The following is a 21,782-nucleotide window of genomic DNA, read 5'->3' as shown; positions in this document are numbered from 1 at the left end:
CGTGGAGGGAAGCCTCCCGAGCCACCACGGGATCCCGCCCGCTCCGGCCGTCGCGGAGGGTCGACCCCGTTGCGGAGGGTCGGCTCCGTCAGACCGGTCGGCGGCGCGGGTCACCGCCGGTCAGCCACCGAGGCTGGCCGCCGCCGAGGCGATCGCCGAGGCGAAGTAGCTCACCTGGGTGTAGACACCGGGGTAGCCCGCGCGGGCGCAGCCGTTGCCCCAGCTCACGATGCCGACCTGGATCCAGGCGTTGTTGGCGTCGCGGCGGAACATCGGGCCACCGGAGTCGCCCTGGCAGGTGTCGACCCCACCGCTGGCGTAGCCCGCGCAGATCTCCTCGGCCGGGATGATGTCGCCGCCGTAGTTGGCCTGGCAGGTGGCGTCGTCGACGAAGGGCACGTTCGCCTTGAGCAGATAGCGCTGCTGCGCCCCACCCTCACGGGCGGCGCCCCAGCCCGCCACGGTGAACATGCCGCTGTCGTACGCGGTGGTGTTGGCGATCTTCAGGGTCGGCAGCGTGGTGACCGGGGTGGCGAGCCGGATCAGGGCCCAGTCGTCGCCGGACCCGTTGTAGCCCGGCGCCCGGTAGACGTAGTTCGATCGGACCGTGATCCGGCTGGACGACTGGAGGTCGACCACCCCGAGGGTGGCGGTGATGGTGGTGTTCGCGCCGGTGCGGCCCACGCAGTGCGCCGCGGTCAGCACCAGGTTGCGGCTGTAGAGCGAGCCGCCGCAGCCCATCGAGAGCCGGACCATCCACGGGAACTCGCCCTGGGCGGCCGGGGTGCCGCCGACGACGTACGGGGTCACGTCGGCATCGGGCTGGGCGGCGGCCGGTGCCGCCACGACGAACGAACCCACGGTCACCGCCGCCAACGCGACGGCCGTGCGGTGGAGCAGTCTGCGCCAACGTGCCATTGGAGCCTCCCGAACCTGGGGGTGGCACGCCGCGGCGTGCCGAGATCACGATGGCCGAAGCTTACGTTTTTTAATCGATGATTGGCAATGCATGGCGCCTATTCCGCATTCGTCATACCACCGCCCGCGCGCCCGACCACCCAGAGTGCACAATGATCGACCAGACGTGACGTATTGACGTTTATCTTTATAGAGGGTGTGATGGGCGTAACCTGCCGGCCACCCGCTCCCGGAGGGGCCCATGCGTCCTCGAAGCACGCACGTACTCCGCTCCGCCGTCCTAGCGCTGCTGCTCGCCGTCCCCGCCGCCGCCGTACCGGCCTCCGCCGCACCCCCGTCGACATCCGCCCGGGACGGGGGCACCGCGAGCCTGGCCGACGGCTGCGACCCGGTCGACCCGGCCGCCTGCCTGCTGCCGTTCCCCAGCGACCTGTACACCGTCGCCGATCCGGCCACCGACACCGGGATCCGGGTCAACCTGCAACGCTCCGCGATGCCGGAGAACATCTTCGGCGCCAACGTCGACCCGACGGACTGGAACCGCAACGACGGGTTCTCCCCCGGCTCGATGCTGCTCACCCGGATACCGGGGCTCGACCCGGTGGCCTCCGGGATCGCCCCGTCCACCGACATCGGTCGGTCCCTCGCGCCGGACGCCCCGATCGTGCTGGTCAACACCCGGACCGGGGAACGGCACCCGTACTGGGCCGAACTCGACGCCAACGCCGCCGACGCCCCGGACCGCCAGGTGCTGATCATCCGGCCGGCACGCAACCTCGACGAGAACACCCGGTACGCGGTGGGCCTGCGGAGCCTCCGCGACTCCGCCGGCGCGACGATCCCGGCTCGGAGCTGTTCACCACGCTGCGGACGCCCACCGCACCGGCCGACCCGGCGCTGCACCGCCGCTGGGAGTACGCACAGCGGGCCATCGGCGCGCTGGACGCCGCCGGCGTCGACCCGGCCAGCCTGCACCTCGCCTGGGACTTCACGGTGGCCAGCGGGCGCAACCTGACCGAACGCGTCCGGCACATGCGCGACGACGCGTTCGGCCAGCTCGGCACGCTCGCCCCGACGGTGACCGTCGACCGGGTCACCGACTACACCGCCGAGCAGGACCCGGACGTCCGCCGGCAGGTCGAGGGGACCGTACGGGTACCCAGCTACCTCGACACCGCACTCGGCCTACCCGGCTCCCGGCTCGACTACGGCCCGGACGGGCTGCCCGAACGACGCGACCTGACCCTCGCGGCGAAGTTCTACTGCAACATCCCCCGCTCGGCGAGCGCCGCCACCCCGGCCCGCCCGGCCCTGTACGGCCACGGCCTGCTCGGCTCCCCCACCGAGATCGACTCCCGCAAGCTCAAGCAGTACGCCCGGGAGTCCAACTCGATGCTCTGCGCCACCCCGTGGATCGGCATGGCGACCGCGGACATCCCGAACGTCGTCTACTCCCTCGGCGACTTCTCCCAGTTCGGCTCGATCCCGGACCGGACCCAGCAGGGCTTCCTGAACTTCCTCTTCCTCGGCCGGGCCCTGATCCACGCCCGGGGCGTCACCGCGAAGGACGCCTTCCGGGACGCCGCCGGGCCGCTCGCCCGCTCCGGGAGCGGCCAGCTCGTCTACCTCGGCAACAGCCAGGGCGGGATCCTGGGCGGGGCGCTCTGCGCTGTCGCCACCGACTTCACCCGCTGCTCGCTCGGCGTACCGGCGGCGAACTACTCCACCCTGCTGGACCGCAGCGTCGACTTCGACCAGTTCCACCCGGTCTTCCACAACGCGTACCCGGACCCGGTCGACCAACAGCTCTGCCTGGCCCTGGCCCAGATGCTCTGGGACCGCGGAGAGGCGAACGGGTACCTGCACCACCTGACCCGCAACCCGCTGCCCGGCACCCCGGCCAAGCAGGTGATCATGGTCGAGGCGTTCGGCGACCACCAGGTGGCCAACATCGCCACCGAGGTGCAGGCCCGCACCATCGGGGCACACCTGCGGACCCCGGCGCTGGCGGCCGGTCGCAGCCGTGACGTCGTACCGTTCTGGGGCATCCCGGCGGTCCCGGCGATGCCCTACGCCGGCAGCGCCCTCGTCATGGTCGACAGCGGCTCGCCGGCACCCCCGGCCGGGAACACCCCGCCCCGCGAGGGCCTCGACCCGCACGGACACCCCGCCAACTCACCGCAGGTCCGGGCGATGATCGCGCACTTCCTCGACTCCGGAACGCTGGTGGACACCTGTGCGGGAGCCCCCTGCACGGCGCCCACCGGGTAGGGCCGGCGGCGGCGGTTAGAGCGTCGCCGCCGCCGGGTACGAAACCGGCATGGACACGAAAACGGACGCATGGCTGGTCGGTGGACCCCGGGACGGCAGCACCCACGACGCGGGCGGTTCCGCCCTGCTGGAGCTGGAGATCGACGGTCTGATCCACCGGTACGTCAGGACCACGAAGCAGCACGACGACGACACGACGGTATACAACTACGACGGCGCGGTGGCCCCCGGTGGCGGAGAGCCCGGCGTCGAGGATCCCGCCGCGCGGGTCGCCTCGCCCCGGGCCGACGCCGAGGGGCACGACGACCGCCGGTAGTGCGCCGGTCCGGGTCGCGACCGGGCCTGCGGATCACCCCGGCCCCCACCCGGCCGGCGGCGGCACGGCAGGGCCCGAGGGGATGAACCGTGGCCGGCCGGGTAAGCCCGGTCGACCTGGTGGAGGAAAACCGCTGTCGCGGTGGGCCCGCGACGACGCCCGGGCGGGCGGCACGATGCCGACCCACCCGGGCGTCACGCCGTCGGTACGCCTCAGCCGCCGGTGACCCAGTTCCAGGCGGAGACCACCCATCCGGTCTGTTGGAGGTAGGCGATACCGACGCCCACCAGGAAGACCGCGGTCACCGCGTGCGCCCCCCGCGCGCTGCGCCGCACCCGGCCGAGCTGACGCTCCCAGACCAGCCGGCCGAGCAGCCGGGCAAGTGCGAAGAGACCGGCGGCGACCAGCAGGGTCAGCAGGAAGGTCACCACCGGGGAGGTCAGGTCGCCCCGGGACGAGATCGCCCAGATGCCCCAGCAGACGAAGGCGAAGAGTCCCCCGGCGGCGGTCCACTCGGCCCCGTTGCGCCACTGGGCGAAATACCAGCTCAGCGGACGGGACGGCCCCGGGGAGAACCAGCCCGTCGGCTCCTCCGGCTCGATGGCGGGGAAGGTTTCGGTACGCGGAGCCCTCGGTCGACCGACCGACGCCACCCCTCGTTGGAAGCCGTCCCGTTGGGGAGGAATCACCGGGCCGGAGTCCTTCGGCACCTCCACGGTCCGCTCCGCCCACGGCTGTGTCTGGTCTGACATCTCAATTTCCTCCCTGACGCCGGCCCTGCGGATCGGTCTGTCCCTCCCGAGGGTAGCCAGCGCGCACCGCAGGCGACGCGGGCGCATCCCCCGGTGCGGTACCGTCGGCGGATGGCGGACACCGAGCGACGGCGACGGCGCCAGCGGCACCCGGCGGGACACGACCGGGAGCAGACGGGCAGTGCGGCGACGACCGCCGGTACGCACGACGGGACGCCGGTCCCGGGCCGTCGTGGTGGCCCGGAGGAGCGCGACGGCGACCGGGGCCTGCGTGGCCTGGTCGGCTCGGGCACCTCGCAGGTCGGCGTCACGGCGGCGCTGCGGGCGCGGGACGCCAGCCGACCCACCGAGCAGGACGTGGCCGAGGCCGAGGCCGGGCTGGTGCTGGTCCGCCGCAACTGGACGCCGCGCGACGAGCTGCCCCGCCCCGGTCGCTGACCGCCCCTGCCGGCCGGAGCAGACCCGATCCCGGACGGGCCCGGATCGGCCGGCGAGGCGACCGGCCCGCCGCCCGATCCCGCGCGGGGTCCGGAGCGACCCACCGGGCGATTGGCCCCGCCGCCCCGGACCGCACGCCTCAGGGCAGGTCGGGCAGCTTTCCGGAGGTCTCGTACGCGGAGACCTGGGCGATCCGGCGGGCGTGCCGCTCGTTGCCGGAGAAGGGCGTGCCGAGGAACGCCTCGACGATCGCCGTGGCCTCGTCCAGGGTGTGCTGCCGGGCACCGACGGCCACCACGTTGGCGTCGTTGTGCTGCCGCGCCAGTTGCGCGGTGTCGGTGTTCCAGGCGAGCGCCGCCCGTACCCCGGGGATCTTGTTGGCGGCGATCTGCTCGCCGTTGCCCGAGCCGCCGATGACCACCCCGAGGCTGCCCGGGTCCCGCACCACCCGGTCGCCGGTGTGCAGACAGAACGCGGGGTAGTCGTCGTCGGGGTCGAAGGCGTGCGGGCCGACGTCGACCAGCTCGTACCCCTGCGTGGCCAGATGACTGGCCAGGTGCACCTTCAGCTCGAAACCGGCATGGTCGGATCCCAGGTAGACGCGCATACCGCGCAGTCTGTCAGGCCGGTCTCCGCGGTGTCGCCGAGGGCGGCACCGCGGATCCGGTTCGTCACACCCGGGGGGGTTCGTCGCGGGTCAGCGGGACAGCTCCGCCACCACCAGGCCGCCCCGCGCCTTCGGGGTGAACCAGGTGCTCTTGCGGGGCATCTTCTCCCGGGCCAGGTTGACCGCCACGAAGTCGTCCACGGTCACCGGCGCGATCAGGACGGCCAGTTCGGCACGGCCCGCGTCCACCTCGCCGGTCAGCCAGCTCGCCGGGTAGTCGCCGCCGACGTAGGTGATCCGCTTGTCGCCCGGGTCGAGCCCGAGGGCGTCCCGCAGCAACAGCCGCTCGACCAGGGCGTGGTCCAGGTTCTCCAACCGTCCGGCCGGCCCGTCGTGGGGCAGGGTGACCGCGTACCCCCGGTCGGCGAGGCGGAGGTGCACGGTGCCGCCGGCCGCCGGGACCTCCACCGGGCCGTCGATCGGGCGGATCTCCGCGCCGGCCGCACGGAGCCGGTCGAGCAGCTCCTCCGGGCGGCTGGTCAGCTCGCTGACCAGCCGGTTGTAGGGCTGGATCGCCACCGACCGGGGCGTGGTGACCACGGCCAGGAAACGCGGCAGGCCACCGGTCTGGGCGGCCAGGCTGCGGTGGTTGCCGTCCGCGACGACGAGTTCACCGCCGCCGGCCAGCGCGGTCAGCTCGTCCTGCTCCGGGCCCGGCCCGACCAGCCAGATCGCGTGGGTGCGCCCGGCCTGGTCGGTGTCGGTGGCGGCGGGCGGGCCGGCCGCCTCGGTGGCGGCGGCAAGCCGGGCGTGCAGTTCCTCGCCCGTGCCGGTCTGGAGCAGCAGCACCGGCGACAGCAGGTGCCCGAGCGTCTCGGCCAGCGCGACCCGCTCCCGCACCTTGGCGATGAAGACGTCCTCGTTCCGGATCACCAGACCCGGCTCGTCGCGGCTCGTGGAGATCTGGTCGGTGTCGACCATCGCGAAGATCCCGTACGCGGGTTCCTCCCCGGCCGCGCTGATCCGGTAGAGGACGACCACCTGCTCGGCGGGGGTGTAGCTGCCGTCGGCCTTCGCCTCGGCGAGCCGCGCCACCGCGTCGGGGAGGGCGTCGAGGAACGACCTGCCCAAGCTCTCCGGCGCCCGGTGGGGCATCTCGATGCCCAGGGCACTGTGCGGATTCGCCTCGATGATCGCGGTAATCTCCGCGTCGTCGGCGAACTCGTCGTAGTTCTGCGCGCCGGTGCCGCCAGTGGTGATCCAGGCCCGGGCGATCGGATGCACGACCGTCATGTGCGTTGACGCTACCGGGTCCACCAGGTGAAAAGAGGGCCCCCTGTCACCGCGGCCCCGAGCGCGGGACTCCTCCGCCGAAGCGGCCCGACCGGCCGGGAGCCCGCGCCACCCCGACCACGATCGGTGGGGCCAGCAGGTCCACCAGGTGCGCGGGCAGGCCCGGCCGCACCGACGACCAGGCACCGGCGTCCACCGACCAGTACGACTCACCGGCCGGCTCGGCGACGGGCCGGCGGGCGGCCTCACGGGTGGACACGCGGCGGTGGTTCGCCATCGGGATTCCTCCGGGTCGGGCGCGGTCCGGAACGGACCGGCGGGAGCGACACCGAATGCAACGACCACCCCGATGGCCGGTGACGGGAGGTGGCCGGCGAACGGACACCGGGTGCGGCCGGCGAGGGCCCGGCCGTCCCCCTCGACAGGCGACGGCCGGGCCCCGCCCCGGTCACTCGAAGCTGGGCTCGACGTCCCGGGAGCGCTTCAGCTCGAAGAAGCCGGGAGTGCCGGCGACCAGGAGGACACCGTCCCAGAGCCGTCCGGCCGCCTCACCCTTCGGCGCGGGGGTGATCACCGGGCCGAAGAAGGCGACCTGCCGGCCGTCCGGGCCGGGAGCGTGGATCACCGGGGTGCCGACGTCCTGGCCGACCGGGTCCATGCCGGCGTGGTGGCTGGCCCGCAGCGCGTCGTCGTAGTCCGTGCTGGTGGCCGCCGCCGCCAGCGCCGGGTCCAGCCCCGCGTCGGCCAGCGCCGCGGCGATGGTGTCCGGGCTGCGCTCCCCACCGAGGTGGATCCGGGTGCCCAGTGCGGTGTAGAGCTTCCGGAGCACATCCGTGCCGTACCGCTGTTCGGCGGCGATGCAGACCCGGACCGGGCCCCAGGCGGCCCGCATCAGCTCCTGGTACCGCTCGGGCAGCTCCCGTCCCTCGTTGAGGACCGACAGGCTCATCACGTGGAAGCGGACGTCCAGCGGACGGACCTGCTCGACCTCCAGCAGCCAGCGGGAGGTGATCCACGCCCACGGGCAGGTCGGGTCGAACCACATGTCGACGGTGACGCGTTCGGCCACGGTGATTCCCTTCGCGAAGCCGGCCGCGCCGACGGCGCGGCACCTTCCTCGATCTTCGTCCTCCGCGCCGTCGCCCGGCACCGCATTCCACGGTGACCTCGACCACCGGCGGCGACAACCTCGCACGCCGTTTCGGGGCGCCTGCATGGAAGACTCGAATCCGCTGTCGGTCCGGCCACCGGGCCGGCAAGCTGGCAGGGACGCCGTTGACCGTGGGATGGAGACAAACAGTGCCGGGAGTGCGCAACCTGACGCAGGTGGAGGCGACCGAACGGGCCCGCCTGCTCGACGTGACCGGGTACGACATCAGGCTGGACCTGTCGTCGGCGGTCCAGCCGGCCGACGGCCACACGTTCAACTCGGTGACCGAGGTCCGCTTCCGGTGCAGCGAGCCGGGTGCGCGCACCTTCATCGAGGTGGCGGCCGAGTCGGTGCGGTCGGCGACGCTCAACGGCACGCCGCTGGACACCGGCGACTGGTCGGCGGAGAAAGGGCTGGTGCTGCCGGGCTTGGCCGCCGAGAACACCCTCGTGGTCGACGCCGACTTCGCGTACTCGACGAGCGGGCAGGGCCTGCACCGCACGGTCGACCCGGTGGACGGTGAGACGTACCTCTACAGCCAGTTCGAGACGGCCGACGCGCAGCGCGTCTTCGCCTGCTTCGACCAGCCCGACCTGAAGAGCGTCTACACCTGGCACGCCACCGTCCCGGAGCACTGGCGGGTGGTGTCCAACATGCCGGTCGAGCGCCAGGAGCCGGCCGCCGAGGGCTGCAAGACCGTCCACTTCGCCGAGTCGGCGCGGATGAGCACCTACATCACCGCGCTCTGCGCCGGGCCGTACCACGAGGTGCGGGACAGCCACGACGGCATCGACCTGGGCCTCTTCGTCCGGGCGTCGATGGCCCGGTACCTCGACTCCGACGACCTGTTCCTGATCACCAAGCAGGGCTTCGACTTCTTCCACGAGCAGTTCGGTGTGCGGTACCCGCTGCCGAAGTACGACCAGCTCTGGGTCCCCGACTTCAACGCCGGGGCGATGGAGAACTTCGGCTGCGTCACGCACGCCGAGTCGCACTACATCTTCCGGTCCCAGGTCACCGACTACGAGTACGAGCAGCGCGCCAACACGATCCTGCACGAGATGGCGCACATGTGGTTCGGTGACCTGGTCACCATGCGCTGGTGGAACGACCTGTGGCTGAACGAGTCGTTCGCCGAGTGGGCCAGCCACTGGTGCAACACCCACGCCACCCGGTTCACCGACGCCTGGACGACCTTCCTCTCCGTCCGCAAGAACTGGGGCTACCGGCAGGACCAGCTCTCCTCCACCCACCCGGTCTACTGCGAGATGCCGGACCTGGAGGCGGTCGAGGTCAACTTCGACGGCATCACGTACGCCAAGGGCGCCAGCGTGCTCAAGCAGCTGGTCGCGTACGTCGGGATGGAGCCGTTCCTGGCCGGCCTGCGCAGCTACTTCGGCAAGCACGCCTGGGGCAACGCCACCTTCGACGACCTGCTCTCCGAGCTGGAGGCGGCCTCCGGGCGCGAACTGCGCAAGTTCGCCGCGCAGTGGCTGGAGACCGCCCAGGTCAACACGCTCCGCCCCGAGGTGGGCATCGACGCTGCCGGCAACTACGAGCGGGTGGTGGTACGCCAGGACGCCCCGGCCGAGCACCCGACGCTGCGTACGCACCGGATCGGGGTGGGCCTCTACGACCTGACCGACGGCCGGCTGGTGCGCCGGGAGCGGATCGAGGTCGACGTGACCGGCGAGCGCACCGAGCTGACCGCGCTGCACGGCAAGCCCGCCGCCGACGTGCTGCTGCTCAACGACGACGACCTCAGCTACACCAAGCTGCGCCTCGACGAGCGGTCCATGTCCACCGTGGTGCAGCACATCGCCGGATTCGAGTCGTCGCTGGCCCGGGCCCTGTGCTGGACCGCCGCGTGGGACATGGTCCGGGACGCGGAACTCGCCGCCCGCGACTACGTGGCACTGGTGCTCGCCGGGCTGCCCGCCGAGGCGGACATCACCCTGGTCACCGCGACGCTGCGCCAGGCGGTCAGCACGCTGACCTTCTACGCCGACCCGGCCTGGGCCCCCACCGGCTGGGCCGAGCTGGCGCGTACCGCGAAGGCGGCGATGCAGGCCGCCGAGCCGGGCAGCGGCTTCCAGCTCGCCTGGGCGCGGTCGTTCGCCTCGGCGGCCCGTTCCGCCGAGGACCTGGCCACCCTGCGCGGCTGGCTGGACGGGTCGAACGTGCCGACCGGGCTCACCGTCGACACCGAGCTGCGCTGGACGCTGCTCCAGGCGCTGGTCGCCAACGACCGCGCCGGTGCCGCCGAGATCGAGGCCGAACTGGAGCGGGACAAGACCGCCAGCGGCGAGCGCGAAGCGGCGTACGCGCACGCGCTGGTGCCAACGCCGGAGAACAAGGCCGTGGTCTGGGCCCAGCTCACCGGCACGGAGGCACTGCCGAACTGGCGCAACCGGGCGCTGTTGCAGGGCTTCGCGCACCCGGCCCAGGTGGAGCTGACCGAGGTCTACCGGGAGCGGTACTTCGCCACCGTGGCGCAGGTCTGGGCCAACCGGGACAGCGAGCCGGCACAGGAGTTCACCCAGCTGGCGTACCCGGCGTACCTGGTCTCGGAGGACACGGTGGCCGCGACCGACGCCTGGCTGGCCGGCGAGGGTCACCCGGCGCCGCTGCGCCGCCTGGTGGCCGAGGGGCGCGACGGCGTGGTCCGGGCCCTGAAGGCCCGGGCGAGGGACGCCCGGAGCGCCTGACGGACACCGACCGGGGCGGGCGCGGGGTAACCCGTGCCCGCCCCGGCCCGTTACGGTTACCGACGGAGGTGGACGTGATGGCACAGCCGACCGAGTGGCGACCGCCCGCGCGGGCCTGGCGCGAGGAGGACCTGCGCGACCTGCCGGAGGACGGAAACCGCTACGAGATCGTCGACGGGAGCCTGCACGTGACCCCACCGGCCGGATACGCGCACCACGAGCTGGCGGACGACATCCGGATGGCGTTGCGACAGGCCGCGCCGGACGGGTGGCGGGTGATCCGGGAGATCGGGGTACGCGTCCCCGGCGGCAACCTGATCCCGGACGTGACGGTGCTCCGACCCGGCGTGCCTGCGGACGGCATGTGGGCCGAGCCGGCCGATGTCGCGCTCGTCGTCGAGGTGGAGTCGCCGAGCAGCCGGCGGCACGACCGGTTCACCAAGCCCGCTCTCTACGCCGAGGCCGGCATCCCCGCCTACTGGCGGGTGGAACGGGGCGACTTCGGCCCAGTGGTCCACCGGTACGAACTGGCCAAGGGAGACCACTACCGGCTGGTCGGCACGGTCGGGCCGGACGACCCGGTGACGGTGACCGAGCCGTGGCCGATGACCCTCACCCCGGCCGCCTGGCCCCGCTGAGTCAGCACACCCGCAGACACCGACACCCGGCCCGCCGAGCGGCGGACCGGGTGTCGTCGTGTCGAAGGTGGATCAGCCCTTGCCGGCGTGGGTGGCGAGCTGGTCGAGCCCGTTGATGATCCCGCCGGCCAGGTCACCGCCGCCGAAGGCCGCGACCATGGAGAGCGCGGCGAGCTTGGCGTACGTGTCCGGGATGCGCTTGCGGGCCTGCTTGCCGGTGACGATCTCCAGCCGACGCTGGTTGGGCGACACGGCGATCAGGACCGAACGCTCCGGCTCGGCGAGCTGCCGGTGCAGCCGCTCGGCGTGCTCGCGGGCCGGCTCGTCGAGAGCGCCGACGAAGACCGAGAAGACCAGCCCGGTGCCCTGGTCGGCCAGGCGCAGCGCCTCGTCGATGCGGAGCAGCTGCCGGGTGCTGAAGGGGCCGTCCAGCACCTCGGGCGGGGTGCCCGCCTCGATCTGCTTCTCACCAACGGTCACTTGCGCCTCCGGTTGCCCCGGCCGGCGCCTCGATGCCGGCCTGCTCCTGCTTACGGCTGCTCAACGCCGGGGCCTGCGCGCCCGCGGCCAGCGCCGTGCCGGCCGAGTCGGCCAGCTGCTCCGGCCGGGCGAGGAACCAGACCGGCGTGAAGTCGAAGGGTCGGCCCGGCCGGTAGCGCTTGGCACCACCACGGCCGCCACGACCGCCACTGGCGAGGGCCAACCCGGCGATCACCAGCGTCGCCGCCGCCGGGATGCCGACGAAGACCACCAACGTCTCGGTAACAGACAATCCCAACGCCCCCAGGCGGAAAGAGAGACCGGATCCACCGGGCCGGATCGGGCGTCATGGTGTCGCCCCTCCGACCCCGTTGCTGTTCACGTTAGCGGAGCCGACCGCCCGCCATATCGCGGGGTGGCGATGATCCCACCCGCCGTCGGCCTGTTCGACCTCGGCGGCAGTGGCCAACAGCCGGGCGTCGTCGCCGTACCGACCGGTCAGCAGGACGCCCACCGGGAGACCCCCGGCGGTCCGGCCGACCGGCAGCGAGACGGATGGCTGGCCGGTCAGGTTGAAAACCGCGCAGAACGGCGAGAACCGCCGCTGCCGGTCGAAGTCCTCCGCCGGGTCGACGCCGGAGTGAAACCAGCCGACCGGGGCCTGCGGGGCGGCCAGGGTCGGGCAGAGCAGCAGGTCGACCCCGGCGGTCCGGCGGGCACCGAGGCGGACCAGGGCCTGGAGTTCGGCCAGGGTGCCGGTCAGGGCGGCGGCGCTCACCCGCACGCCCCGCTCGCGGAGGAACCGGGTCAGCGGCAGCAGGTCGGACTCCCGCTCCGGCGGCACCGGGGCGAGCGCCAGGACGTACCACACGGTCTCGAACAGTGGCCACGACTCCGGACCGAGCGGCGGCTCCACCTCGACCACCTCGTGCCCGGCCCCGGCGAGCAGCGCGGCGGCCCGGTCGACGGCGGCCACACAGTCCGGGTGGATCGGCTCGTCGACGAGCATCGGGCGGGTGAACCGTCCCACCCGCAGCCGGCCGGGCGTGGCCCGACGTGCCGCCGCCAGGTGACCGCCGGGTGGCGGCGGGGGTGGCAGGTAGGGCTCCCCCGGCACCGGGACGGCCAGGACGTCCAGCAGCGCGGCGACGTCGGCCACGGTCCGGCCGATCGGGCCGTTGGTGGGCAGGCCGAACGCGCCGGAGCCGAGCGGGCCACCGGAGACCAACCCTCGGCTCGGCTTGAGGCCGACCAGCCCGCACAGGGCGGCCGGGATGCGCACCGAGCCGCCCCCGTCGGAACCCTGGGCGACCGGCACCAGGCCGGCCGCGACCGCCGCCGCCGCGCCGCCGCTCGACCCGCCCGCCGTGTACGCCAGGTCCCACGGGTTGCGGGCCGGCGGCGCGACCAGGCCCTCGGAGTAGAGCGAGCAGCCCAGTTCCGAGGTGGTGGTCTTGCCGAGGCTGACCAGCCCCGCGTCCCGCAGGTGTCGCACCACGTCGGCGTCGACGGTCGGGACGTGGTCGGCGAAGGCGGCCGAGCCGAACGTGGTTCGCACCCCGGCGGTGAGGGTCAGATCCTTCACCGCCGTCGGCACCCCGTGCAACGGCCCCCGCTCGGCGGCCGGCACCGCGTCGGCGGCACGGGCCGCCCGGCGGGCCTGTTCGGGAGTGACGGTGACGAACGCCCCGACGGTGTCGCCCAGCGCGTCCACCCGGGCGAGGTGGTGCGCGACCAGCTCGACGCTGGAGAGCTCACCCCGGGCGACGGCCGCGGCCTGCCCCAACGCGTCCAGGTCGTGTGGCTCGGCCATGCCGCCATCCTCCCCCGCCCGCCGGCCCACGTCGACCGCGGCACGCGCCCGCCGCCTGGCCGGTGGTCGGACGTCCGGCTTGGACGCGGGTGAGGCCGGGGCGCTCACATGGCGGTGCGGGCCGACCAGAGTTCCGGGAAGACCACCCGTTCCATGCTGCGGCGCAGCCAGGACAGCCCGGCCGAGCCGCCGCTGCCCACCTTGGCGCCCATCGCCCGCTGCACCGCCTTGAGGTGCTGGTACCGCCAGTCGCCGAACTCCTCGCTGACCGTGGTGAGCGCCTCCCCGAGCATCCGGAGGTGGTTGTCGGGGCCGGCGTCGCCGTAGACGTGCACCCAGGCCGACTCGACCAGCGGGTGCGACTCGTGTTCGACGGCCACGTCCCGGTCGAGCAGGTCGGTCAGGAGGTCGAAGCCGTGTCGGGCGAGCAGGGCGATCACGTCGTCCCACACGCTCGGCGCGTCGAGGACGGCGCGCAGCTGCGCGTACACCTCGGTCTGCCGCCGGAACGGACGGATCAGCGCCGGGTCGCGGAGCCCGAGCAGGAACTCCAGCTCCCGGTACTTCGCCGACTGGAATCCGGAGCCCTCGCCGAGCAGGTCGCGGAACCGGTTGAAGTCGGCCGGCGTCATCCAGCGCAGGCTCTGCCAGGCCGCGTTGAGGCCCTCCAGGTGCAGGGCGGTACGACGCAGCGGGGCCAGCGCGTCGAAGATCCGGTCGGCGCGGAGCAGCCGCTGGGCCTCCCGCAGCTCGTGGCAGGTCAACCCGAAGTACAGCTCCATGATCTGGCTGACCATCAGGAAGGACATCTCACCTGGGTCACCGCTGAGCGGCTGTTGCAGCGTGTGCAGCGTGCTGGCGTGCACGTACGCGTCGTACGGCACCCGCTCGGCGAACTCCAGCGTCGGGCCGCCCCCGTTGCGGGCCGCCCGTACCGCGCGCTGCCGCGGCGTCACCGGGCGAACCGTCGCGGTCAGGGTGGGCGCCCGCAGGTCCGTCGTGTCCACCTGTGTCTCCCTCCGTGAGCCGATGACCTCATGATCTCGCGGTCGCGACGCCGGATGGAATGCCGGAACGATGGTCCTTGCCCGTCCTCACCTCTCGGCGCGAAGGTGAAATGGTTACCTGACTTCAGGAAAGGAAGGTCGAGCGTGGACGACATGGATTGGGCGCTGGTGCGGGAGTTGCAGGCCGACGCGCGCCTGTCGTTCAGTGAGCTGTCCCGCCGGGTCCACCTCTCCCCGCCGGCGGTGGCCGAACGGGTACGCCGGCTGGAGGAGTCGGGGGTGATCACCGGTTACCACGCCCACGTGGACCTCGCCCGGGCCGGTCGGAGCGTCCTCGCCCTGATCAGGATGTCCTGCTACGGCCCCCGGTGCATCCTGCACGACCCGGCGGTGGCCGACTGGCCGGAGATCCTGGAGATCCACCGGATCACCGGAGACGCGTGCAGCATGCTCAAGGTCGCCGCCGGGTCGATCGACGAGTTCGAGGCGGTGATCGATCGCCTCGCCCCGTACGGCCAGCCGTCCAGCACCATGGTCCTCTCCACCCCGCTGGGCTGGCAGCCGGTCACCCCGCTCGGGTCGGAGCCGGCCGACCGCCCGGAACCGCCCGGCCGCCGCCGCTGATCCGCGCCGGGCGGGTCGCGCGACACCGACCGACGGCCGGCGGGCAGGAGCGGCGGCGCCGCGTGGCCGGCGACGCCGGGCCCGGGTTTGCCTCCGGGGCAGCGGGAATGCAGGGCGGGTCGCCCAGCGCACCGCCGGTGCCGGGAAGGGGAGGATCATGCGGGGTCACGGACCCGGCCGCGCCGTGTCGACGGCGCTGGTCATGATCACACTGGTCGGGATCATCGTCCTGGCCGCTGCGGCCCCCGCCCTCGCGGGGGAGAACGTCTTCGTCGAGGTGCGGCCGAGCACGATCCAGGCCGGCAGCCGGGTGGACATCCGGGCCGGCTGCGACCGCAACAACGACCGGCAGGCGGAGGTCACGTCGGACGCCTTCGGTCGGGTGGTGCTCCGCCCGCACGACGACCGGTCGGGCGGCGACGGACGGAGCGGCACCGGCCCCGACCGCAACGGCGACCGCGCCGACTCGGGCTTCCTCACCGGCGCGGTGACCGTCCCGGCCAGCACCGCTCCGGGTGACTACCCGGTGGAGCTGCGTTGCCCGAACGGCAACCGGGCGAGCACCGTGCTGACCGTGCTGAACATGACCCAGCCCAGCAAGGGGCCGGCAACCGGTGGCGGGGGAACCGCCGGCGGCCGGGGATCGGGCTCACTGCTGCTGGTCGGTGGCCTGGTGACCGCCGCCGTCGTGGCCGGGCTGGGGTTGTTCGGCAGCCGCCGCCGGCCCGGGAGTTCCTGACCGGGGTACGCCATGGCCGGCTCACGCCAGCGCGACCCGCGCCGGGACCGCCGGACCCGGCGGCGGGATCCCGCCCACCCCGTCGCACGCCGCCGCGTGCTCCCGGGGTGGCTGTCCGCCCCGCTCGGGCACGGCGCGGCCGGGCTGGTCCGCGCGCTGTGGTGGGCGCTCGTCCTCGTCGGGCGCGGTCTGCGACTCGACGGCGTCCTGCTGTGGCACGGTGCCATCGCCCTCGGCCACGCCGGCCTCGTGCTCGGCCGTGGCCTCGGGCGCGGGCTGCGCCGGTTCCGTGGGGTGGCGGCCGAGGCGAGCCGCGCGGCGGTACTGGTCGTCGACCCGGCCACCCGGCGGCCACCGGGCCACCCGGTCGATCCGCGGGCACCCGGGGCCCCCGTCGGTCCGCGGGCACCGGGGCGCCCGGTCGGTCCGCGACGGACGGGCGTCCGGGGCCGGGTGGGTCGTCGGGCGGTGGGCTCGGGTCCGGGAGCGCCGGTGCTGGTGGTCGCCACGCTGATGGTGCTGATCGTGGCGATGCTCGGGGTCGAGCAGGTCACCGGAACCAGCCTGCTGCCGGACCGGCTCGGCGCCGGGCTGCGCCCGCCGCCCCGGAAGTTCCCGGTTCTACCGGCCAGCCCGCCGGTGGAGATCGAAATCCGGGCGCTGGACCTGGACGCGCCCGTCCACCACGTCGGGCTCGCCGCCGACGGCACGATCGGCGTACCAGACGAGAAGCGTGCCCACGAGGCCGCCTGGTACGACCAGGGCCCGACTCCGGGGCAGTACGGCCCGGCGGTGGTCGTCGGCCACGTGGACACCTCGACCGGTCCGGCGGTCTTCCACGACCTGAAGCGGCTGCGGTCCGGCGACCGGATCGAAGTCGACCGGGCGGACCGGTCGGTGGCGGTCTTCGAGGTGGACGCGGTCGAGCGGTTCGACAAGGAACGGCTGCCGGTGGACGAGGTCTTCGGCGACTTCAGCCGCCCGAGCCTGCGGCTGATCACCTGTGGCGGCCGCTGGGTGGGCGGGGCGACCGGGTACGCCGACAACGTCGTCGTCTTCGCGTCCCTGGTCCGGGCGCGCCAGCCCTGACCTCCCACCGGCCCCGCCCGACGGTGGAGCCGGTCAGGCCGCCTCGGCGACCGGCGCCGTCGCCAGCTCGCTCTCCCGCAGGTCGAGCCAGTCCGCCCAGCGGGGGTCGGGCGCCCGGTGGCCGAGCACCCGCCACGCCGTGCCCTTGGGGGCCGTGGGCATGGCGTGCAGCCGCCATCCCATCTCCGCCGGGGTCTTGTCCCCCTTGGTGTGGTTGCAGCGGGCACAGGCAGCGACCACGTTCTCCCAGACGTGCCGGCCACCCCGGCTGCGGGGGAAGACGTGGTCGATGGTCTCAGCGGGGCCCCGGCAGTACGCGCACCGCCACCCGTCCCGAGCGAAGATCGCCCGCCGGGAGAGCCCGACGTGGGTGCGGTACGGCACCCGGACGAAGCGGGTCAGCCGGACCACCGAGGGGACCGGCAACGCGTCGAAGGCGCTGTGCAGGACACCGTCCCCGTCGGCGACGCAGACGGCCTTGGCCGTGAGCACCAGGATCGCGGCCCGACGCACCGACACGACACACAACGGCTCGTAGGTGGCGTTGAGGACCAACGCGCCGGAGCCCATTGCGGGTCGTATGTCAGGCATCGTGCTCACCCTCCCGGTCCAGCCGCGTCGCGTCCTCGCGGCCGACCGCGGAGGACACGAGGCCAGCCACGGTCGACGCCGGAGGGATCACCGACGTTCCGTGCGCCAATCGTCCCTGATCGGAACCCGGATTGCACGCACTAATCGGGGGTCCCTGGTGAAGCTTTTTTCGACTGTGCAAGGATGACCGGTTTCGCACCGGTTGATCAACGGTGCGCCCCCGAAGCCCGGCCGGAGCCGCCGGCAGGCGGGGTGGCCTGCGCCCCCGGCGGAGCGTGCGGTACGAAGACAGACGTGACTGCTGCCCCGCCGACGCCACCGGCCACGGAGACCCCGACGCTGGAGCTCAGCCCCGACTGCCTCTCCGACGCGCTCTGCAAGAACGTCTACGACCTGACCGGCTCCACCTGGTTCGCCGAGGGCAGCTACTGGATCCTGCTCAAGCCGCTGCGGATCGTGATGATCCTCCTGCTGGCCGTCGCCGCCCGGTTCCTGCTGCACCGGGCGATCAGGCGGCTGGTCCGGAGCACGACGGACGCGGCGGTGCCGACCCTGCTCAAGCCGCTGCGGGAGCGGATCCCCACCGCCGCCACCGAGCCCGGGGAGTTCGTACCCGAGCGGCGTCGGCAGCGGGCCGAGGCCATCGGGTCGGTGCTGAGCAGCATGGTCACCGCCTTCGTGTTCGGCATCGCCCTGCTGATGATCCTCAAGGAGTTCAGCTTCGATCTCGCGCCCCTGCTGGCCAGCGCCGGCATCGCGGGCGTGGCGCTGGGCTTCGGCGCGCAGAGCCTGGTCAAGGATCTGATCGCCGGGCTGTTCATGCTGCTGGAGGACCAGTACGGCGTGGGCGACACGGTGGACGTGGGCGAGGCGACCGGGGTGGTCGAGTCGGTGGGCCTGCGGGTCACCACTGTCCGCGACGCCCGGGGGGTGCTCTGGTACATCCGCAACGGCGAGATCGTCCGGGTCGGCAACAAGAGCCAGGGGTGGGCACTGGTCGTGGTCGACCTGCCGATCGGGTTCGCCAGCACGGAGGAGGCCACCGCGGTGCTGCGGACCGCCGCGGCGTCGGTGGCGCTCGACCCGGACCTGGCCCCGCAGATCGTGGAGCCACCCGAGGTGCTCGGCGTGGAGCAGGTGACCATCGACGGCGCGGTGCTCCGTACGGTGGTCAAGACGAGCGCGGACGGGCAGTTCGCGGTCGGTCGGGAGTTGCGCCGCCGGCTGGCCGAGGCCCTGGAGAACTCGGGCATCACCGCAAAGATCGCCGCAGCCCGCTTCTACCCCGGCATCCCCGCGGCCGGGCCGGCCGCCTCGGTCTGACCGGCGCCTCGTCCCGGTCGATCAGCCATGGTCGAGGTGGCCGACCACCGAGGGGTCGCGATCCGCCCGGCCCCTCGGGTATCGTCCGTTCGTTCAGTCGGAGATGCGACGATCAATCCGTTCACCCTAGCCAGCCTTCAGACGATCGGGCAGAATCCGGGAACGAGCTCCTCCGGAGCGTGATCACGTCCTCGCTGCTCCGTAGATCTGACGACGATTCCCGGCCCGACCACCACGAGTGGCGTCGTCGGGGACGATGGAGGCCACGGTGTCCGACGAGCGACCCCTCCACGAAGGTCCGGCCACCTTCGGTGAAGTGTTCGCCCAGCGCGAGTACCGGGCGGTCCTGACGGCCACCACCCTCTCCTGGATCGGCGACTACATCGCGAAGGCCGCGGTGACCGTCCTGGTCTACCGGGAGACCGACTCGGTGGCCCTGTCGGCGGCGGCGTTCGCGGTGAGCTACCTCCCGTGGCTCGTCGGCGGCCCGCTGCTGTCCACGGTGGCCGACCGGTGCCGGTACCGGTCCGTGATGGTCAACTCCGACCTGTTCCGGATGGCGCTGGTCGCGTTGGTCGCCGTGCCGCACCTGCCGGTCTGGGCGATTCTCGGTCTCCTCTTCGCGACCACCCTGGCCAACCCGCCGAGCCAGGCCGCGCGCTCGGCGCTCATGCCGGTGATCCTCACCGGCGACAAGCTGGTGGTCGGCCTCTCGGTCAACAGCAGCGTCGGGCAGGCGGCCCAGGTGACCGGCTACCTCGTCGGCGCCGCCATCGCCACCGCCAGCCCCACGGTCGCGCTGCTGGTCAACGCGGCCAGCTTCGGCGCGTCCGCGTTGATCGTGCGGCTCGGTGTCCGCGACCATCCCCGGGTCACCACCGGCGATCCCCGTGCGTCCCTGCTGCGCGAGACCGGGGACGGGTTCCGGATCGTCTTCGGCACCCCGGTGCTGCGGTCGATCGCCGTGCTGGTGTTCAGCTCGATGCTCTTCTCCATCGTCCCCGAGGGGCTGGCCGGCGCCTGGGCGGGTGAGCGGTCGGACGGAGGCGTGGACGCCGCCGCCACCCAGGCGGTGATCATGGCCGCCGCGCCGGTCGGCTTCATCCTCGGCGGTCTGATCATCGGACGCGCCGTCCGGCCCGCCCGCCGGGTGGCCCTGATCCGGCCGTTCGCCGTGCTGGCGCCCCTGGTCCTGGTGCCGGCTCTGCTCGACCCACCGCCGGGCGTGGTGGCGCTGCTCGTCGCGGTCTGCGGCTTCTCGGTGGCCGGGCTGCTGCCGGTCGCCAACGGGCTCTTCGTCCGGGCCCTGCCCGACGGCTACCGCGCCCGGGCGTTCGGCGTCATGGCGACCGGCATGCAGGTGATCCAGGGCTCCGCCGTGATCGTCACGGGTTTGCTCGCCGAGCGGTTCTCCATTCCCCGCGTGGTCGGGCTCTGGAGCGCGGCCGGCGTGCTCCTGATGCTGGTGGTGGTGGCCCGCTGGCCGAGCACCACCGCCTTCGACGCCGCCATCGCCGCAGCCAAGGCGCCAGGTCCGCACCCCGGCTCCGCAGCACCGGTAGGCGGTGGCACCCCCGCCGGGACGGCCGGGCGCGCTGCCGCGCCGGTCGCCGAGGGGGCACGTGACGAGGGCCCGATGCCGGGGCGGCGCGCGGCGGCGGGCGGCACCGCCACGCTGTGATGCGACGGCCCAATTGTTGGTGGCCGTGCCGGGTGTGCCGGTGGCGACTCCCACCCCGGGACGGGCCGGTCACCGCCGACACGCCGTGCGGTGGCCACCGCGCCACGCTGTGACCGAGCCCGCACCGCAGCGCGGGCGGGCGCACCGGCCGGGTGCGGAGGCACCTGGCAGGATGGAACGGTGACTGCCGCAGGTGACTCCGACCGGACCCAGCCGACGACGACCTTCTTCGAGGCGGTCGGGGGTGAGCCGACATTCCGCCGGCTGGTCGACGAGTTCTACGCCGGTGTCGCCGCCGACCCGCTGCTGCGCCCGATGTACCCCGAGGAGGACCTCGGCCCGGCCGCCGACCGGCTGACGCTGTTCCTGATGCAGTACTGGGGCGGGCCGAACACCTACTCCGCCCAGCGCGGGCACCCCCGGCTGCGGATGCGGCACGCGCCGTTCCGGATCGGCCCCGCCGAGCGGGACGCCTGGTTGCGGCACATGCGACAGGCGGTCGACTCCCTGGACCTGTCGCCGGACGCGGCCACGACGCTCTGGGACTACCTGGAGCGGGCGGCGTACTTCATGGTCAACATGATGGACGACCCGGCCGTACGCTGACCCGAACCCACCGGGCGGGGACCGCCCGACCTACGGGCGTCACGGCACACCCCGGCCGCCGGAGGTGACGGCGGCCGGCCGGGGGTACCGGCCGGCATCGCCGCGACGTCATCTCCTCAGAGCAGGGCGCCCTCGTCGTGCAACCAGTCGACGAAGTTCGTCGCGACCGCCGCGCCACAGTCGAGCAGCTCGACCAGGAGCGCGTCGTGGGTCCCCGCGCCGAGCGGCACCTGGAGTTCGGCGTAGATCGGCAGTTGCCCGCGCTCGGTCGGGTCACCGATGTACGCCTTGCAGAACCGACGCGTGTGGTTCCACTCGTTGACCACCCGGTACGCCCGGTCGGCCCAGTCCGGTGGAACGGTCGCGTGTGGACGGGCCCGCATGACGAGGATCTCGTCCTCCGGCCCCTCCAGCGTGACCAGCACCGCGTGTCGTTCCCACATGGCCAGCAGGTTGCCGTCGCCGTCCGCAAGGTAGCGGACGTCCAACAGGTCGAGCGCGTCGCAGACCCGGCCGAGGTTCACCGGGGCGACGGCGGCCGACATCTCCGTACGCACCGTCCGGTCAGCGGCGGCGGCGGAGAGACAGTCGTCTCCCGGCTCGCGTGGTGCCGGTGGTCCGACCCGGACGTTGCCCTCCACTGTGATCCCACTCCGATTGTCCGGCTCGCCACCACTGGCGTGGCCGGGGCGCCATGACCACCACGGCATCACTCGCGCACCTCACTCCCCAGCGGAT

At 73.2% G+C, this 21,782-nt stretch carries 24 protein-coding genes; 12 read left to right on the top strand and 12 right to left on the bottom strand.

The annotated features are described in order from the left end of the window. Nucleotides 1-120: 120 nt before the first annotated feature. On the bottom strand, nt 121-918 hold the full coding sequence (locus GA0074694_RS15585) for a S1 family peptidase (RefSeq protein ID WP_091459383.1): 798 nt from the start codon (nt 916-918) through the stop codon (nt 121-123). A 241-nt stretch (nt 919-1,159) separates the two neighbouring features. Between GA0074694_RS15585 and GA0074694_RS32255 the strand changes: the two genes are divergently transcribed. Genes GA0074694_RS32255 through GA0074694_RS31690 form a run of 3 tightly spaced genes read left to right on the top strand, consistent with a single transcriptional unit; the run spans nt 1,160 to nt 3,505 of the window. After that, a complete protein-coding gene (locus GA0074694_RS32255; protein WP_218105709.1) occupies nt 1,160-1,933 on the top strand; it encodes a hypothetical protein in 774 nt (257 codons plus the stop codon). Further along, nucleotides 1,912-3,189 carry a hypothetical protein gene (locus GA0074694_RS32250; protein WP_218105708.1) on the top strand — a complete coding sequence of 426 codons (1,278 nt, stop codon included), beginning with the start codon at nt 1,912-1,914 and terminating at the stop codon, nt 3,187-3,189. Before GA0074694_RS32255 ends, GA0074694_RS32250 begins: the two co-directional genes overlap by 22 nt. Nucleotides 3,190-3,238: 49 nt before the next feature. Next, nucleotides 3,239-3,505, top strand: a complete 267-nt coding sequence (locus tag GA0074694_RS31690; protein ID WP_091459380.1) for a hypothetical protein — start codon at nt 3,239-3,241, stop codon at nt 3,503-3,505. Nucleotides 3,506-3,717: 212 nt separating this feature from the next. Here the strand turns inward: GA0074694_RS31690 and GA0074694_RS15570 are convergent, their stop codons facing one another. Continuing rightward, the gene (locus GA0074694_RS15570) at nt 3,718-4,257 is read right to left on the bottom strand and encodes a hypothetical protein (RefSeq protein WP_091459377.1); all 540 of its coding nucleotides are present in this window, start codon (nt 4,255-4,257) and stop codon (nt 3,718-3,720) included. A gap of 111 nt (nt 4,258-4,368) precedes the next feature. Here GA0074694_RS15570 and GA0074694_RS15565 point away from each other — a divergent pair, with 111 nt between their 5' ends. After that, complete coding sequence (locus GA0074694_RS15565) at nt 4,369-4,695, top strand: hypothetical protein (protein ID WP_091459375.1); 327 nt, start codon at nt 4,369-4,371, stop codon at nt 4,693-4,695. 139 nt (nt 4,696-4,834) lie between these two features. Here the strand turns inward: GA0074694_RS15565 and GA0074694_RS15560 are convergent, their stop codons facing one another. The 4 genes from GA0074694_RS15560 to GA0074694_RS15545 all read right to left on the bottom strand — a co-directional run bounded on the left by GA0074694_RS15560 (nt 4,835) and on the right by GA0074694_RS15545 (nt 7,664). After that, nucleotides 4,835-5,302: a ribose-5-phosphate isomerase gene (locus tag GA0074694_RS15560; RefSeq protein ID WP_091459373.1), complete on the bottom strand. Its 468-nt coding sequence runs from the start codon at nt 5,300-5,302 to the stop codon at nt 4,835-4,837. Nucleotides 5,303-5,392: 90 nt separating this feature from the next. After that, nucleotides 5,393-6,595 carry a DUF1015 family protein gene (locus GA0074694_RS15555; RefSeq protein WP_091459370.1) on the bottom strand — a complete coding sequence of 401 codons (1,203 nt, stop codon included), beginning with the start codon at nt 6,593-6,595 and terminating at the stop codon, nt 5,393-5,395. 46 nt (nt 6,596-6,641) lie between these two features. After that, nucleotides 6,642-6,872, bottom strand: a complete 231-nt coding sequence (locus GA0074694_RS15550; protein ID WP_091459368.1) for a nucleoside/nucleotide kinase family protein — start codon at nt 6,870-6,872, stop codon at nt 6,642-6,644. Between the two features lie 171 nt (nt 6,873-7,043). Next, nucleotides 7,044-7,664: a DsbA family protein gene (locus GA0074694_RS15545; RefSeq protein ID WP_091463285.1), complete on the bottom strand. Its 621-nt coding sequence runs from the start codon at nt 7,662-7,664 to the stop codon at nt 7,044-7,046. 239 nt (nt 7,665-7,903) lie between these two features. On the opposite strand from GA0074694_RS15545, the gene pepN reads away from it, so the two are divergent. After that, complete coding sequence (pepN, locus tag GA0074694_RS15540; protein ID WP_091459366.1) at nt 7,904-10,453, top strand: aminopeptidase N; 2,550 nt, start codon at nt 7,904-7,906, stop codon at nt 10,451-10,453. Nucleotides 10,454-10,530: 77 nt separating this feature from the next. Then, nucleotides 10,531-11,091, top strand: a complete 561-nt coding sequence (locus GA0074694_RS15535) for a Uma2 family endonuclease (protein ID WP_091463284.1) — start codon at nt 10,531-10,533, stop codon at nt 11,089-11,091. 72 nt (nt 11,092-11,163) lie between these two features. On the opposite strand, the gene GA0074694_RS15530 is transcribed toward GA0074694_RS15535, so the two are convergent. The 4 genes from GA0074694_RS15530 to GA0074694_RS15515 form a co-directional block, all read right to left on the bottom strand. Beyond that, on the bottom strand, nt 11,164-11,571 hold the full coding sequence (locus GA0074694_RS15530; RefSeq protein WP_091459363.1) for a DUF5130 family protein: 408 nt from the start codon (nt 11,569-11,571) through the stop codon (nt 11,164-11,166). Next, nucleotides 11,558-11,863: an aa3-type cytochrome oxidase subunit CtaJ gene (gene ctaJ / locus GA0074694_RS15525; protein ID WP_483819080.1), complete on the bottom strand. Its 306-nt coding sequence runs from the start codon at nt 11,861-11,863 to the stop codon at nt 11,558-11,560. Before ctaJ ends, GA0074694_RS15530 begins: the two co-directional genes overlap by 14 nt. 54 nt (nt 11,864-11,917) lie before the next feature. Further along, nucleotides 11,918-13,384 carry an amidase gene (locus tag GA0074694_RS15520; protein WP_091459359.1) on the bottom strand — a complete coding sequence of 489 codons (1,467 nt, stop codon included), beginning with the start codon at nt 13,382-13,384 and terminating at the stop codon, nt 11,918-11,920. A 104-nt stretch (nt 13,385-13,488) separates the two neighbouring features. Next, complete coding sequence (locus tag GA0074694_RS15515) at nt 13,489-14,391, bottom strand: tryptophan 2,3-dioxygenase (RefSeq protein WP_091459357.1); 903 nt, start codon at nt 14,389-14,391, stop codon at nt 13,489-13,491. A 144-nt stretch (nt 14,392-14,535) separates the two neighbouring features. Here GA0074694_RS15515 and GA0074694_RS15510 point away from each other — a divergent pair, with 144 nt between their 5' ends. The 3 genes from GA0074694_RS15510 (at nt 14,536) to GA0074694_RS15500 (ending at nt 16,843) form a co-directional block, all read left to right on the top strand. After that, nucleotides 14,536-15,015, top strand: coding sequence for an Lrp/AsnC family transcriptional regulator (locus GA0074694_RS15510; protein WP_091459355.1), 480 nt, complete (start codon nt 14,536-14,538; stop codon nt 15,013-15,015). 202 nt (nt 15,016-15,217) lie between these two features. Beyond that, nucleotides 15,218-15,754 carry a hypothetical protein gene (locus tag GA0074694_RS15505; RefSeq protein WP_091463283.1) on the top strand — a complete coding sequence of 179 codons (537 nt, stop codon included), beginning with the start codon at nt 15,218-15,220 and terminating at the stop codon, nt 15,752-15,754. A 249-nt stretch (nt 15,755-16,003) separates the two neighbouring features. Then, complete coding sequence (locus GA0074694_RS15500; RefSeq protein WP_245714988.1) at nt 16,004-16,843, top strand: class F sortase; 840 nt, start codon at nt 16,004-16,006, stop codon at nt 16,841-16,843. Between the two features lie 33 nt (nt 16,844-16,876). On the opposite strand, the gene GA0074694_RS15495 is transcribed toward GA0074694_RS15500, so the two are convergent. Further along, nucleotides 16,877-17,434 carry an HNH endonuclease gene (locus GA0074694_RS15495; RefSeq protein ID WP_091459351.1) on the bottom strand — a complete coding sequence of 186 codons (558 nt, stop codon included), beginning with the start codon at nt 17,432-17,434 and terminating at the stop codon, nt 16,877-16,879. Between the two features lie 339 nt (nt 17,435-17,773). Between GA0074694_RS15495 and GA0074694_RS15490 the strand changes: the two genes are divergently transcribed. The 3 genes from GA0074694_RS15490 to GA0074694_RS15480 all read left to right on the top strand — a co-directional run bounded on the left by GA0074694_RS15490 (nt 17,774) and on the right by GA0074694_RS15480 (nt 21,044). Further along, nucleotides 17,774-18,757, top strand: a complete 984-nt coding sequence (locus GA0074694_RS15490) for a mechanosensitive ion channel family protein (protein WP_483819081.1) — start codon at nt 17,774-17,776, stop codon at nt 18,755-18,757. Between the two features lie 256 nt (nt 18,758-19,013). Then, nucleotides 19,014-20,438, top strand: coding sequence for an MFS transporter (locus GA0074694_RS15485; protein WP_245714761.1), 1,425 nt, complete (start codon nt 19,014-19,016; stop codon nt 20,436-20,438). A 180-nt stretch (nt 20,439-20,618) separates the two neighbouring features. Next, on the top strand, nt 20,619-21,044 hold the full coding sequence (locus GA0074694_RS15480) for a globin (RefSeq protein WP_091459347.1): 426 nt from the start codon (nt 20,619-20,621) through the stop codon (nt 21,042-21,044). A 116-nt stretch (nt 21,045-21,160) separates the two neighbouring features. Here the strand turns inward: GA0074694_RS15480 and GA0074694_RS15475 are convergent, their stop codons facing one another. Then, a complete protein-coding gene (locus GA0074694_RS15475) occupies nt 21,161-21,754 on the bottom strand; it encodes a type III secretion system chaperone family protein (protein WP_091459345.1) in 594 nt (197 codons plus the stop codon). Nucleotides 21,755-21,782 lie beyond the last annotated feature (28 nt).

The sequence above is a fragment of the Micromonospora inyonensis genome, from assembly GCF_900091415.1.
GTDB classification, from domain to species: Bacteria; Actinomycetota; Actinomycetes; order Mycobacteriales; family Micromonosporaceae; genus Micromonospora; species Micromonospora inyonensis.
The sequence above is the reverse complement of the archived record's forward strand: the minus strand, read 5'-3'. Positions and strand labels throughout refer to the sequence as shown.